Source organism: Coleofasciculus sp. E1-EBD-02 (genome assembly GCF_040218245.1).
Classification (GTDB): Bacteria; Cyanobacteriota; Cyanobacteriia; order Cyanobacteriales; family Coleofasciculaceae; genus Coleofasciculus.
Genome location: NZ_JAVJQN010000122.1, coordinates 31,055 through 44,821, shown reverse-complemented (window position 1 = coordinate 44,821; position 13,767 = coordinate 31,055). Strand labels below are relative to the sequence as shown.

Genomic DNA, 13,767 nt, shown 5'->3' with positions numbered 1-13,767 from the left:
GGTTTCAGAGCGACTTAAACGGCTATTCTTTTGTGTTTTGTCATTTAATTTAATATTTTTTCACATTACACCGTATTCCTTAAAATACTTGAATTCCAAGAAAGACTACTCATTTCACCAAGCTGCTTCTGATATAGAACAGTTTTACGTCAACTAATCAAATCTCTCAATCCCTTGTAAGGTAAGCTTTTATCTTCACTATTGCCTATGACACACCGAGCGAAGTCGAGGTGTTGCCTATTGCAAGAAAGCCTAGCGCGTAGCGCTATACAAGCTACTGAGCTGGATTATGGGATTGGATCATCACACCCTCTGGCGTATAAACCTCCACTCGCAATTGGGCGTTATCGCTAATCACTTCCAACGCTTCTCCCAAGGTCAAAATGTGATTCACAAGACCTGCATGAGCATTTGAGTCGCCTTGGGCTTTAGCTATCATTGCCCCTTTTTGCACCATCTGGACGTAAGCAGGGGTTAACCGCACCTTGATCATCTGATTGTCAATTGTATAGGTACAGATTTTGGGTGTCCCTGAACAGGTTTGATTAAGATCCCGACGGGCTTGTTGCATCTTGACAGCTAACTGAAGCTGGTTTTGAGCCTGTTTAAGCGCACCTCGGTAGGGTTCAACCAAAGATTGTGCCTTAGCGTAGTAATAGGTCTCTTGGGGTACCTGATTGACATAGGTTAAGGCATTGCGCCAGTGAACTAGAGCGACTGACCATTGCTTATCGCTTTGAGAATTCGTAGCCAGTTGAGCTAACTGCACGCCTTGATTATAGGCATTGGCAGAAATTTGCTCTTGAGTTTTGCGATCGCGGGCTTTGGCAAGGTTTGGTAAATACAGCGCCAATAACTCTTGGGCTTCCTCATAAGGAGTTGTTCCTTGGGGAATCTGCTTCAGACGCCGCATCGACGCTTGCCAAGTGGCATAAACTAATTGCCAGTCTGATAAGGATTGGGCAATCCCTTGACGCACTTCAGCCATCCGCGCCGCTTCTTGAGCCGCTTTTAAATGTTCCTGGGCTTTTCGTTCTTTGAGTAGTCGCTGATTAATTTCCTCTAAGTTCGTCTTATACGCCTTAATTTTGGTTTTGGCTAAAGGTTGAAGATTGCTATCAGTGGGAAGCTGTTCCAATTTCGCGATCGCGTCTCGCCAGAGGTTCTGAACTTCCCGCCACTTCGACTCCGGATGTGGCGGATTTTGACTCTCATACCCGGCTCTAGCCGCCCTTTTCAGTGCCTCTACCATATCCGCCACGGTTTCGGATTGAGACTGATAGACTTGGAGTTTTTGTTGCGCTTGGCGGCGGTAACTAGACCAAGGCGGAATCGCCGCTACTAATTGAATCGCTTCTTGTAGCTGTTCCTGTGCTTCCAAAACCGCTTTGCCCGATTCTGGGTTTTGCAGGGTTTCTGCTGATTTTTGGCTTAACTGTTCCGCTTCTGGCAAAACCGTGCATTTACCCATGACACAAGGACGAGTCAGGACATAAAGCGTACTAAAGAAAACCACCAAACTCAACCCAGCACCCGCTACTACCAAAGGTAGCCAGGATGATTTTAACCTGAGCTTGACTGACGGCGGTTGTTCGGATTCTGACTCATCGGCTTCCTCTTCATCGTTTACCTCCGGAATCGGTTGATCCCACGGATGGGATGACTCGGCTTGTGTTTCGTCCGAGTCTGAGTTTTGTGGAGTTTCCGTTTCAGACGGGGGGTTAGTCTCCTCTGTCTCGTTGGTTTCTACCGAATCCGCATCAGAGGGGGTTGTGGTTCCGGGTTCAGGTTCAGGCAAATCTAGGAAGAGCGATCGCGAAACGTAAGGTTTCTTTTCGCCAGCTCGCAGCAGGTTAACTTTTACTTGTTGAGCCACCAATGGATACTGGCTGTGGATCGTTTGTTCTAAAAAGGCGAGAATCTCATCTTGATCCAGCGTCGCCTCGGCGGGATGCTGTACCCAAATCGCTAACCGTTCATCACTTCGCCGACACCGAACTTGAACAGGAATGCTCTCATGCAGGTATGACTGCAAGTCCTCCTGTAAGCAGTTGCCTAAATCTGTTAATTCCTCTGGGCGCGTCGCTGTTTTCATTTGCTCAAAGCTTGAGCGCTACTCTCAAAATTTACCCCCCATTATGACGTATTAGTATAGGATGCTTCGCTTTTTTTGCACGGGAGAAGGGAAACTGGATTCTCTTACTCCCCTCTTGCTCCCCTCTCCCAAGCTTGGGAGAGGGGCTGGGGGTGAGGGCTGGAGCTTAAGTTGACACGGGTGGATATTATAGTATCGTACCCCTACCGAATCAATTATCTCTATCGCTTCCCCATCTCCCCCAGCTCCCCCAGCTTCCCCTGCTCCCCTGCTTTAAGATGAAGCCTTGCCACCCCAACCGGGAGCCTTTTGAGCCGCTCTCAGGACGAATGCAGCTAACTTTTCAATTTGCTCCCGTGGCATCCAAGTGTCTGGGACTTGGCGACACCAAAAACTCGGGGCGCTGCCATCATAAGTCATGGGTTCTCTGAGAAAAGAGATAATTCCATCAACATTATCGCGAGGTGGGGTAGCTCCCGCTAATGTTTCCAATCCTAGGGATACTCTGGGATCTTGGAGGGTGGTTCCGCCAACATGACAATTGATGCAATGGGTTTTAAACAATTCTTTCCCCTCCGCCAAATCGCCTGGGGTAAATGCCTTAGTCTGTCCCTGTCCATCTACATCTAACGCAATGGGTTCAGTCACCTTTAAGAAGCGTTTAACGTAGTCATCTATCGCATAAGCCGGAGAGCTGGCTAGAAAGACGATAGAGATAGCCATCAACGTAGCGAAAAGACCGCGAACTGAAAAAATTTTATATCGGTAGGAATGGCTAAGGCGAAATATTTTAATCCAATTATTCAGCATTATTTTTTAGTTTTTTGTCTTTTGTTTTTGGTTTATGAAGGGTTGAATAATAGCCAATTAAACGTTGAATGCTTTCAAACTCCAACCTTTTAATCGTCTCCTTTCAACCCTTCAACGACTCATTCAGAAAAATCCGAATTTAATTGTAAACCTTGCCGCCTCCCCACATGATACCTTGGACTTTCGGCTGGACTAGAATATAACCTGCGATCGCTTTGAGGTCATCCTCCGTCAGATTTCTCATCTCAGGAAAGATATCGGCGCTGCGAGTGCTGGGGTGGAATTCATAAATCTCCGTAAATCCATCGTAGGTTGTTGGGTTTTTCATATAGTCTACGAGAGCAGCAATGTTATCCCGAGGCGGGAATGCCAGTTTCAGATCTTCTAGACGTAAGGTTACGTTAGGGTTTGTCTTGGTTCTGCCGCCGATATGACATTGACTACAGCTATCGTTAAACAGGCGTTTGCCTTTGGCGACTTCTTCTAGGCTGAGAACAGTGGTATTACCCTGTTCATTCACGGGAACGGTGCGAATGTCCTCACTGAGTTCAAGAGCAGTTGCGCTACTCACCGCTATTTGAAATACAAAGAATACCATTGCCACAGCCAGCAAGATCAATCGTTTCATTCGGGGTTCTCCTTGGAAAATTTGGCTCATTCGTTTTAAATGCATGAAAATTGCTCAACCTGTAGCTTATACTCTACCTGAAGGGCATCGCCGTCAACCACTTCTGGGGATCAAAGATTTATAGGTAAAAACTCACAAAACCCTCCCCCTCAAAACTCCGTTGTATGATCAGCGCCTTTCGCCATCAACGTCATCGGTTCCGAATGGGAAACCACAGTAGGTGAGATGGGAAAAGGTTGATGGAGGCGGATAAGCTGGGCTAACGTCTTTTTCAACTGGGTGCGAGGAACGATCGCATCGACAAAGCCGTACTGGAGTAGATATTCAGAGGTTTGAAAGTCGTCGGGGAGTTTTTCGCGCAAGGTTTGCTCAATCACTCGGCGTCCCGCAAAACCAATGGTAGCTTTGGGTTCAGCCAGGATAATGTCCCCTAACATGGCAAAACTAGCCGTAACGCCTCCCGTGGTGGGATGGGTTAATACAGGGATATAGAGTAGGTTAGCTTGACGATGCTGTTCCAGCGCCCCAGAGATTTTCGCCATCTGCATCAGGCTTAACATCCCCTCTTGCATTCTCGCCCCGCCAGAGGCGCAGATAATCACCACAGGTAAGCGTTGGCGGGTGGCTTGTTCGATCAGGCGGGTCAGTTTTTCACCCACGACTGAACCCATACTCCCGCCCATGAATCGGAAATCCATGACGCCTAGGGCGATAGGTAATCCATGAATCTGTCCGATCCCCGTTTGCACGGCGTCAGTTAGTTTAGTCTTGTCTTGGTAGTCTTGTAGGCGATCTGTATAGGATTTGCGATCGCGGAATTTTAGCGGATCAGTGGGGCGAATTTGCTCATCCAGGGGTATCCAGGTATTCCCATCAATAAGCTGGCGAATCCGTTCATCGCTATATACCCGGATATGATGACCACATTCAGAGCAGACCATTTGATTCGCTCTCAGGTCTTTAGTATAGGTGAGAACCGCGCACGCCTCACATTTTGTCCACAATCCATCAGCAATCTCCCGTTCCCGTCGTTGTTGGGGCATCGGTTCTGATTTTCGTCGATTGGCAAACCAGTCAAATAAAGACATGAAACGTTTTTAATTCCTTAATAATTATCCGATATTTCTGCTTATTCCTCGTCTGGAGAACTGAGTAATAGCAAAGCTGTCCATTGATCATAAGAGCGAACTTGCAACGCAGCCGGACTTCCCGCGCCAAAATAGGATGGGATACCCTGGTCAATAATCCGACTAGGGATGTCGTGAGCTGCCAGAACCTGCTGCATCAGCTCGGCTTCCCAGCGGGTATGAGTTGTTTTTAGGGTGATCCAGGTGGTCAAAATAAAGCAGGATGATCACAAGACAAGAGTTATTGTACTCGTTTGCTGACGGTGTTACGCTGTACATCTGTGGACAAAAACATCTGACGCGATAGCAATGCCTTCAACCGATAGGTTGAGAGCAAAGGAGCCGTCCCTCAAAGCACGAATCATAATGTTCCGTGCGCCGCCCCAGTCTCGGTCATGTTCGTGACCACAACTGGGGCATTTGAATATCTTCGAGCCACCTAGTTTTGAGTGCTGGTGTCCGCACTTGGTACAAGTCTTTGAGGTGTAGGATTCATTGACATCAATCACTACAACTCCACGTTTCTTAGCTGCTTGCTTGAGTGTTAACTTAAACCGATGGTGCGACCAGGTGAGCATTTGCCTTGCTGTTTTGCTGCGTAGCTTTCGCTTAGACTTGACAACCATGGCTTCAGTTTGTAACTTCTGCTTGATTTGGTTTTCAAGTCTTCCGATGGAGTAAAGCCGACTAGAGAAACTGTGCAGGATGGCGACGATATCTTGAACAAGTCAGGAGTGCCCAGAGAGACTGACTTGGTTGAGAACCACGATTTGGCAGTCAAATTGCTCACACAACCACTCGATAAGATCAAAGCCAAATCGCGCCAGTCGGTCTTTGTGGGCAACCACAATAGTTCCGACATCACCTTGCAAAACTCGTCCCAAAATAGAGACGAGTCCTTTCCGCCTAAGATTGAGTCCTCCTCCCACTTCTTTAATAACTTCAGCGCCTGGGTAGAGCATTGATAGTCTTTCAACTTGTCTATCAAGACCTGATTTTTGAGGTCGGGTAGAGACGTGAGCATAGATAACAGTGGCGCGTCTTCTTCCGTTTTCTGATTCTTCTTTGATGAACTTTTCGATGTCGTACCGCCGTTGTCCTGACGGCGTTTTGATCGTGTTGATTTTACCTTCGGCTTCCCATCGTCTGAGGGTTCGGAGGCAAACTCAAGGGAGTGTTAGCTGCTTCATTGGGTTTAACAAATTTAGCCATACCCAATTATCCTAGAGTATGGCTAGATTGTCCAGTGTTGTCAAATTGTAGGGGCGGGTTTTACAGATAACTTATGGCACCCAACTGATAACTTAACTAAACCCGCCCTTCTCCAATTCCTCCCAAAGTATCGTAAAATCACAAAACTTCAAGTATCTTATCGTTTTCTAGCGTTTTCTTGCTTGTTGATTCAACCCTTGAACGGCAGGGAGTAAAATTCAACTGAATAGGTCTCGGTGTCTCTCATGAAATCTGCTCAATGGTACTTGAGATTGCTGTCTGTTACTCCAGCTATTCTTTTTCCAATAGTGGTGAGTCTTATTGGTGTAGAAACACTGGCGCAATCAATTATCCCAGCATCCGATGGAACGGGTACGATTATTGACCAACAGGGAAATATACATAACATTAATGGCGGTAGTTTGTCAAGCGACGAAACCAATCTATTCCACAGTTTCCAGGAGTTTGGTTTAGATGCAGGTGAAACCGCTAACTTTTTAGCAAATCCTCACCTCAACACTATTTTCGGACGAGTGATGGGGGGAAATCCATCGCTGATTAATGGCTTGATTCAGGTGACGGGGGGAAATGCCAATTTATATTTAATGAATCCAGCGGGGATAGTGTTTGGGCAAAATGCCCAGTTAAATGTCCCGGCTGATTTTATGGTGACAACAGCGACAGGGATTGGGTTTGGCGAGAATCTTTGGTTCAATGCCTTTGGCACAAATGAGTATCAGCAATTAGTCGGAAATCCGCAACAGTTTATTTTTGATGTATCTCAGCCCGGAAGTATTGTTAATGCCGGAAATTTAGCTATCTCCCAGGGTCAGAATTTAACTTTACTCGGTGGTACAGTGATTAATACGGGAGAACTGACAGCACCAGGGGGACGGATTACGATTGCAGCCGTTCCGGGTTCTCATCGGGTTAAGATTTCTCAGCCGGGACAATTGCTGTCTTTGGAAGTTGAACCATTGGTGAATAGTTCGGGAGAAGTTATTCCCTTTACACCGTTAGATTTAGCTGAATTGTTGACGGGGACAGAGGAAAACCTGGAGACAGGCGTTGAGGTAGATTCAGCCGAAACGGTGAAATTAACGGATTCTGAATTAATTCTTCCTAATGAGCCAGAGGTTACTATTATCTCTGGCACAATTGACGTTTCCCAGATCGGAAATGCTGGAACACCCGTGGGGGCGCACGTCTATGCGCCTTCACCTGCAACTGGCGGCGAGATAAATGTTATTGGCAAAACTGTAGGATTAATCAGCGCCAATATTGACGCATCCGGTACAAATAATGGCGGTACTATTCGCATTGGCGGCGACTATCAAGGTGCAGGAATAATCCCGAATGCTGACATCACATTAGTTAATGAAAATTCTACGATTAAAGCTGATGCTATAACCGCAGGTGATGGTGGAACTGTAATTATCTGGGCGGGTAATCAAACTGCATTTTATGGCAACATTAGCACTCGTGGCGGACATAATTCTGGCAACGGCGGTTTTGTCGAAATATCCAGTCAGCAACAGTTAGCCTTTGACGGTTTTGTCGATGTAAGTAGCAGTGGGGGTGAAGCGGGACAGTTATTATTAGATCCCACTAGCGTGATTATTGGCACAAGTGGAACCAATGATACAGCACTCAACGATAATCAAATCCTGTCGGGAGACGGTAGCGGGAGTTTCCTGATTTCTGCTAATTCACTGTTAACTGCATTAAATTCTGGGGATGTCTCAATTGCTGCGAGTAAAAATATTGATATTGTCAGTGATATTAATTCCAGTAGTAGCAACAATTTATTATTTGAGGCGGCGTTTATAAACTTGGATGCCTCAGTTTACTTGAATGGTGGAAATCTCACCTTTGAAGCCCCTGTGATTCTTCGCAGTAGTCAGACAGTCAGCACAGGTTCTACAGTGGGCGGGGATATTACATTTAATCGTAGTCTTCATGCCTTTAATCCAGGTACGGATACGTTAACCTTAGAAGCTGGAACCGGGAATATTACGTTTAATGGTGCTGTAGGTGGAGCGTTACCTTATAATGTGGCGGTACTGTTAGATGATCCGGTAGGATATTGGCGTTTGGATGAAGAGGGGGAGACGGCTTTTGACTCGTCTGGAAATAATATAGATGGCACTTATTTTGGTGGGGTAAATCGTAATCAAGAGGGGGCGTTAGTGGATGATGCTAATCCAGCCCCATTTTTTGATGGTACAACGGGGTATGTAGAAATTCCGGATTCAGATTTTATTGATTTTGGCACGAATGAAGATTTTACGATAACCGCTTGGATTAAAGTGTCGCCTGAACAATTGGATAGGGAACAGGCAGATAATGATGTTATTGAAAAATGGAGTGGAACCGAGCCATATCCTTATGTGATTCGGTATTACAACCAAACTCATCCGAACCCAGGCAAAATTGTTGCATTGCGATTTGATAACCCGAATATTTCTGGCGTTACCTCAACCGTATCCTTAAATGATGGAGAGTTTCATCATGTTGCTTTTATCAAAGAGGGTTCGACACTCTCTTTATACGTTGATGGGATTCTACAAGATACGAATACCGATATGACAAATCGCCCGACACAAAATAATTCTCCACTTTTTTTAGCACGTAGAGGGTCAAACTCACCAGTTGATAACTTTTTCACGGGCAGTATTGACGAAGTTGCCATTTACAATTCTGCCTTATCTCCTTCCGAGGTGGCGGCTCAATACACCACGGGAACAGGTACAGCCACCTCAAGGCAACTTGGTGGATTAACGGTCAATAGTGCAGCCAATATCATAGCCAATGAGACAATAGCTGCCAATAGTATTGACCTAACAGCGAGTCAAGATATTACGACTCAATCCCTAGACACAAGTTCCAGTTCAGGTGATGGCGGTTCCATTACCCTTAATGCAGGAAATAATGTTCAAGTCACCTCAATTAATACTCAAGGGGGAAGTAATGGTACAGGAGGAAATGTTGATATTACCGCTGGCGGGTTCGTCCAGATAACCGACACATTCATCGATCAAAATGGAAAAAATGTCAGTATTTCTACAGCCGGAGGTAACGGCGGAGGTGTGATTACTATCGAACATGGCGGTCAAGGTTTGATTCCTTTTAATGTGGGTGATGCCTCCATTAACGGTACAGCAGGTGCGATTACCAGTGGCGAGTCCAACCTGGAACCGTTCCAATCGTTTCCTGATAATCAAACTGAAGGGAATATTCGGATTATCACCGATAAATTTATCACGGGTTCTTGTCCTCCTGACTGTTTAGACACTGAACAATCTGAGATAGATGAATCTGAGGATATCACGGAAGACGTGGTGATTGATACTTCTCCAGTGTTTAATCCAATCGCGGAAACTGAAGCCGCCTTCACGAATGAATATGAAGAGTATTGGGGGTTAACTGAGACGCCAATTATTACGCTGGCACAAGCGCAAAGGACTTTACAAAGGATTGAACAGGCGGCTGGGGTGAAACCGGCTCTGATTTATGCGGTGTTTGTGCCAGGAAATGTTACTGGAGATGATGGTGGGAGGGTGGAAGTTGAGACGAGAAAACGCAGAGGTTCGCAGAGGGAAGCGCAGAGGTTCGCAGAGGGGTTTGGTGGTTGGGAGTCTATAGTTTTGGCGGAGGAGGTGTTGGAAGATGGGGCGCAGTTGGAGTTGATTTTGGTTACGGCTGATGGGGAACCGATTCGATTTGTTGTACCGGGGGTAAGTCGGAAAATGGTGATGGAAACGCTACAAAGTTTCCGTCGTGCGGTTACGGATATTCGTATTCCTCGTCCGTATCTTCCCAACGCCCAACAATTATATCAGTGGTTAATTGCTCCTTTGGAGGAGGAGTTACAACAGAGAGAGATTAATAATCTGGCTTTTATTATGGATCAGGGTTTGCGTTCTTTACCTGTGGCGGCGCTTCATGATGGGAATGGCTTTATTGTTGAACGGTATAGTATTGGGTTTATGCCTTCTTTATCGCTAACGGATACTCGTTATGTGGATGTGAGTGATTTACAGGTTTTGGCAATGGGGGCGTCGGAATTTACGAATCAAAATCCCTTACCTGCTGTACCTGTAGAATTATCCGCGATCGCAGATAAACTATGGCAAGGTGAATCCTTCCTCAATTCTACGTTTACTCCCGCTAATCTTAAAGCAGCACGGGCGAATCAACCCTTTGGTATTGTCCATTTGGCAACTCATGGTGAATTTAAACCAGGTAAACCAGAAAATTCCTATATCCAGTTTTGGAATACGAGACTATCCCTGGATCAAATTCGCCAACTTGGACTACATAATCCACCTGTAGAACTAATGGTATTAAGTGCTTGTCGAACCGCATTAGGAAATGAAGAGGCTGAGTTAGGATTTACCGGATTAGCGGTACAAGCGGGGGTAAAATCAGCGTTAGGAAGCCTCTGGTATGTCAGTGATGAGGGGACATTGGGATTAATGACCACGTTTTATCAAAACTTAAAGCAAGTCCCAATTAAAGCCGAAGCGCTGCGACAAACCCAATTAGCGATGATTCAGGGTCAGGTGAGGATTGAAAATGGGCAATTGATTACTCCCAATAGCACGATTGATTTACCTGAAGAATTAGCGGGAATTGAGGATAAGGCGTTTACTCATCCTTATTTTTGGAGTGCATTTACATTAGTAGGAAGTCCTTGGTAAGGGTGTAGAGACTCCTCATGCTACGTCTCTACTGGCGGGCATTGTCCACTTCCTCTCTCTTTTTATGAAGTTATGTAAGCAACCCTCAAACCCTTACAAAGGACAAAGGACGAATGACGAATGACGAATGACGAATGACGATCACCACCGTTAACTTTAACTGTCTCTACCTACTTACTACTCAACCGGATGCTTTTGAAATGTCCAGAAGCGCCACAAAAGAGCGATCGCCAAAATTATAGCGGGTGTGAGTACAGCAATCAGGGCATTCCCGGACGTTGCCGGAATAGGGGGTAAACTAGGACTGGCGTACTTAATCAGCAGGGAAATGCCAAGGGAGAGAATTAAGACTTTGACAATGAAATTGACTTGAATACCCATAAGTTTGTGTGCCACCTGGTATGCGGTTGTGATATTATTCCCTTTTTTAGCACCAATGAATCAACTTGACCCATTGGACAATCAAAACCTCCAACGTTTACAGCTATTTGCCTACCTGCTGCCCGTGATCGGCTTTTTTCCGGCACTGTGGACACTCTACCGTCGCCAAGGAACACGAGAACAGCAAGCGGCGAGTCGCTTGTCCGTAACCTTGGCTTTCGCTTGGCTAGTAGGCTACATTTTATTATTGTCAGGGGCGCAGCTCACCGAGTTCTGGAGCTTCCGCCTGTTATTTATGAATACCATGCTCACCTCTGGGTATTTTTTAGCCAGTGTTTGGCTCATGGTGCGCTTGTGGCAAGGGAAGTTACCCCGTCTCCCTGGGATTAGCCAGGTGGCGGAAGGAAAAGTGCGAAAGCATCTGTCCGAGTAAACGATTTCAGCGTTTGGGTTGTCCGGTTATAGGAAAATGGTGACGGGCTTTTTGCCTGAAGTTGATCAACTGTTCTCATCTTTTGCCGTATTTGCCTGGTTTTGCCCCAAACGGTGAGAAAACCTGATATGAGTGTTTGTGTCAAACGCTCTAAACCAGACTCAGGGTAAGCAATGAGGGCATCGGCGTGTATCATCTGCCCAAACCCATCCTGATCGCTTATGTGTGTGTGAGGAAACCAAGTGCCAGCTCGAAAAACCTACGAAAAACCCCGCCCAGGACAGAAAAAGAGGAGTCAACCGCCGAAAAAGAAATCGGCTAAAGCTAAACGAGGACATTGGCTTTGGCTTTGGTTAGGCTTTACTGGCGTCGCCATGTTATCCGCGACAGCCGGGGCAATGCTTGCTGTTTCGCTATCGAGTATGCCTTTACTGCAAAGCCAACTGAGTGATGATGAGGCAGCCGTCTTTAGCGACAAGGGTAGTATGACCCGCAATAGTATGCGACTGCCCGAATTAACACGACCTGTCAATATATTAATTTTGGGGACAAAAGTTCTCACCTCTGACTTAGATGAACTGACAGAGGACGACTTAGGTTATCATGCACTGGTCAATTCCTTTGATGGGCATTCCGACACCATGCTGTTGGCTCGGTTTGACCCCAATAACCAAAAATTAAATGTTCTCTCCATTCCCCGCGATACCCAAACCTACGTTGAAGGGTATGGTGTGACTAAAATCAACGCGGCTAATTACCATGGTGGACCAGCATTAACGGCAAAGGCAGCCAGTGAACTCCTCGATGGTGTAGGGATTGACCGTTATGTCCGAGTGAATGTACAAGGTGTGGAAAAGCTCGTGGATGCCTTGGGTGGCGTCACAGTGTATGTTCCCCAGGACATGAAATATCAAGATGATTCTCAACATCTCTATATCAACCTTAAGCAAGGCAAACAGCATCTGAATGGCGATCAAGCCATGCAATTTTTGCGGTTTCGCTATGACAAATATGGGGATGTGGGTCGAGTACAGCGCCAGCAAATACTGATGCGGGCATTAATAGAGCAAGCACTCAATCCTACAACTTTAGCCCGACTGCCTAAAATTTTATCGGTGATTCAGTCTCATATTGACACCAACTTAAGCGTTGAAGAATTGGTGGCTCTAATCGGATTTGCTGTTGATAGTAAACGGTCTGATGTACAAATGTTAATGGTTCCGGGGCGGTTTAACGGCACGGGCGAAAATGAAGTCAGTTACTGGTTACCCAATCACCGCCAGATTCGGCAAATGGTGGCTCAACATTTCGATCAAGGTTATAGCGAACTCTCCGATATTGATCCAGCTTATTTGCGGGTGGCGATTCAAGATAGTACCGATAATCCAGAAGCCGTTCAATCCCTAATCAGTACCCTAAGAGAAGCCGGTTATCGAAATAATTATGTCGGTGAACCCTGGGCAGAACCCTTGCGTGTCACCCGCATCATTGCCCAACAAGGAGACGAAGCCAGCGCTGCGGCTATCCGCGCTGATTTGGGATTTGGTGAGGTGCGCGTCGAGAGTACGGGTTCTCTAGCCTCCGATGTGACGATTCAGTTGGGTCAAGATTGGCTGGAACAGCAGGATTTCTCTGATGAGGGGTTTTTTAATTTCTAGGTTATTCGTCATTGGTCATTGGTCATTGGTCATTGGTCATTGGTCATTGGTCATTGGTCATTGGTCATTGGTCATTGGTCATTTGTCATTTGTCATTTGGTCGGGGCGGGTTTTGCTGCCAAGCTAGGGATAACAATCAATATTAGTCCCTAAACCCGCCCCTACAGACAGATGCTTCTGTAATCACGCCTGGAACATGACTCCTCTATCTCTCTCATCTTCCTCATCTCTCCCATCTCTCTCATCTTCCTCATCTCCCAGACGTAGCATGCTACGTCTCTACACCGCTCCCCCAGCTCCCCTTCACCACTAAGCGATCCCCCTTTTCCTATAAATGTCATGAAACTATGACATTGCGATCCCCGATAAGCTTGTAAATTCGTCAATTCTTGAAAATTGGTGTCTTGATCCCCTTGACCTTACCTAAGGCTTTTCTGGTACATAGATAAATAAAGCGATCCCAAAGAAATACTGATTTGAGTATTTCTGTGATCCTTAGTGGAGAAATCTAAGTGTTATCGGGAGTAATCCCAACGTCTGCCTAAAGAGTAAGTCGTGCGTGAGTTTGTACCTGCCCAAACGAAAGACGAATGCAATACGTCACCGAGATTGACTTACTCCAAGGCGGTAGGAATCATCAACCTTTATCAAATGTGATGTTGTTAAATCATGATCCCCATTTTTTGATTCACCAGGAGAGATACAACCTACCGACCTAAC

12 protein-coding genes and 1 pseudogene are annotated in these 13,767 nt (G+C 46.1%); 5 read left to right on the top strand and 8 right to left on the bottom strand.

The window, feature by feature from the left end; all coding sequences use genetic code 11:
• Positions 1–274: 274 nt before the first annotated feature.
• From RIC07_RS19760 to RIC07_RS19730, 7 genes and pseudogenes are all read right to left on the bottom strand, one after another.
• The gene (locus RIC07_RS19760; RefSeq protein WP_446396010.1) at positions 275–2,095 is read right to left on the bottom strand and encodes a hypothetical protein; all 1,821 of its coding nucleotides are present in this window, start codon (positions 2,093–2,095) and stop codon (positions 275–277) included.
• Between the two features lie 273 nt (positions 2,096–2,368).
• Positions 2,369–2,905, bottom strand: a complete 537-nt coding sequence (gene psbV2 / locus RIC07_RS19755) for a photosystem II cytochrome PsbV2 (protein WP_446396009.1) — start codon at positions 2,903–2,905, stop codon at positions 2,369–2,371.
• A 139-nt stretch (positions 2,906–3,044) separates the two neighbouring features.
• Positions 3,045–3,533: a photosystem II cytochrome c-550 gene (psbV, locus tag RIC07_RS19750; protein ID WP_044206775.1), complete on the bottom strand. Its 489-nt coding sequence runs from the start codon at positions 3,531–3,533 to the stop codon at positions 3,045–3,047.
• Positions 3,534–3,682: 149 nt separating this feature from the next.
• Positions 3,683–4,621 (bottom strand): acetyl-CoA carboxylase, carboxyltransferase subunit beta, encoded by a 939-nt coding sequence (gene accD, locus RIC07_RS19745; protein ID WP_446383271.1) that lies wholly within the window; start codon positions 4,619–4,621, stop codon positions 3,683–3,685.
• 41 nt (positions 4,622–4,662) lie between these two features.
• Entirely contained in the window at positions 4,663–4,872 is a 210-nt protein-coding gene (locus RIC07_RS19740; protein ID WP_006100380.1) for a hypothetical protein, read from the bottom strand.
• Positions 4,873–4,926: 54 nt separating this feature from the next.
• Positions 4,927–5,286: a zinc ribbon domain-containing protein gene (locus tag RIC07_RS19735; protein ID WP_446396034.1), complete on the bottom strand. Its 360-nt coding sequence runs from the start codon at positions 5,284–5,286 to the stop codon at positions 4,927–4,929.
• Positions 5,287–5,304: 18 nt separating this feature from the next.
• A pseudogene (locus RIC07_RS19730) lies at positions 5,305–5,872 on the bottom strand (IS607 family transposase); the annotation flags it as partial.
• Between the two features lie 245 nt (positions 5,873–6,117).
• Between RIC07_RS19730 and RIC07_RS19725 the strand changes: the two are divergent.
• Positions 6,118–10,575 (top strand): CHAT domain-containing protein, encoded by a 4,458-nt coding sequence (locus tag RIC07_RS19725; RefSeq protein WP_446396008.1) that lies wholly within the window; start codon positions 6,118–6,120, stop codon positions 10,573–10,575.
• 177 nt (positions 10,576–10,752) lie between these two features.
• On the opposite strand, the gene RIC07_RS19720 is transcribed toward RIC07_RS19725, so the two are convergent.
• Positions 10,753–10,956: a hypothetical protein gene (locus RIC07_RS19720; protein WP_446396033.1), complete on the bottom strand. Its 204-nt coding sequence runs from the start codon at positions 10,954–10,956 to the stop codon at positions 10,753–10,755.
• A gap of 55 nt (positions 10,957–11,011) precedes the next feature.
• On the opposite strand from RIC07_RS19720, the gene RIC07_RS19715 reads away from it, so the two are divergent.
• The 4 genes from RIC07_RS19715 (at position 11,012) to RIC07_RS19700 (ending at position 13,766) form a co-directional block, all read left to right on the top strand.
• Positions 11,012–11,389 carry a hypothetical protein gene (locus RIC07_RS19715; protein ID WP_446396007.1) on the top strand — a complete coding sequence of 126 codons (378 nt, stop codon included), beginning with the start codon at positions 11,012–11,014 and terminating at the stop codon, positions 11,387–11,389.
• A 242-nt stretch (positions 11,390–11,631) separates the two neighbouring features.
• Positions 11,632–13,047 carry an LCP family protein gene (locus RIC07_RS19710; protein WP_446396006.1) on the top strand — a complete coding sequence of 472 codons (1,416 nt, stop codon included), beginning with the start codon at positions 11,632–11,634 and terminating at the stop codon, positions 13,045–13,047.
• On the top strand, positions 13,025–13,174 hold the full coding sequence (locus RIC07_RS19705) for a hypothetical protein (RefSeq protein ID WP_446396005.1): 150 nt from the start codon (positions 13,025–13,027) through the stop codon (positions 13,172–13,174). The genes RIC07_RS19710 and RIC07_RS19705 overlap by 23 nt, the downstream gene beginning before the upstream one ends.
• A gap of 463 nt (positions 13,175–13,637) precedes the next feature.
• Entirely contained in the window at positions 13,638–13,766 is a 129-nt protein-coding gene (locus tag RIC07_RS19700; RefSeq protein ID WP_446396004.1) for a hypothetical protein, read from the top strand.
• Position 13,767 lies beyond the last annotated feature (1 nt).

Excerpts from the sequence above, each read along its gene's own strand:
- RIC07_RS19735 (WP_446396034.1), bottom strand. The coding sequence starts at position 5,286 with ATGGTTGTCAAGTCTAAGCGAAAGCTACGCAGCAAAACAGCAAGGCAA.
- RIC07_RS19715 (WP_446396007.1), top strand. The coding sequence starts at position 11,012 with ATGAATCAACTTGACCCATTGGACAATCAAAACCTCCAACGTTTACAG.
- RIC07_RS19705 (WP_446396005.1), top strand. The coding sequence starts at position 13,025 with ATGAGGGGTTTTTTAATTTCTAGGTTATTCGTCATTGGTCATTGGTCA.
- psbV (WP_044206775.1), bottom strand. The coding sequence starts at position 3,533 with ATGAAACGATTGATCTTGCTGGCTGTGGCAATGGTATTCTTTGTATTT.
- RIC07_RS19760 (WP_446396010.1), bottom strand. The coding sequence starts at position 2,095 with ATGAAAACAGCGACGCGCCCAGAGGAATTAACAGATTTAGGCAACTGC.
- psbV2 (WP_446396009.1), bottom strand. The coding sequence starts at position 2,905 with ATGCTGAATAATTGGATTAAAATATTTCGCCTTAGCCATTCCTACCGA.
- accD (WP_446383271.1), bottom strand. The coding sequence starts at position 4,621 with ATGTCTTTATTTGACTGGTTTGCCAATCGACGAAAATCAGAACCGATG.
- RIC07_RS19720 (WP_446396033.1), bottom strand. The coding sequence starts at position 10,956 with ATGGGTATTCAAGTCAATTTCATTGTCAAAGTCTTAATTCTCTCCCTT.
- RIC07_RS19725 (WP_446396008.1), top strand. The coding sequence starts at position 6,118 with ATGAAATCTGCTCAATGGTACTTGAGATTGCTGTCTGTTACTCCAGCT.
- RIC07_RS19700 (WP_446396004.1), top strand. The coding sequence starts at position 13,638 with ATGCAATACGTCACCGAGATTGACTTACTCCAAGGCGGTAGGAATCAT.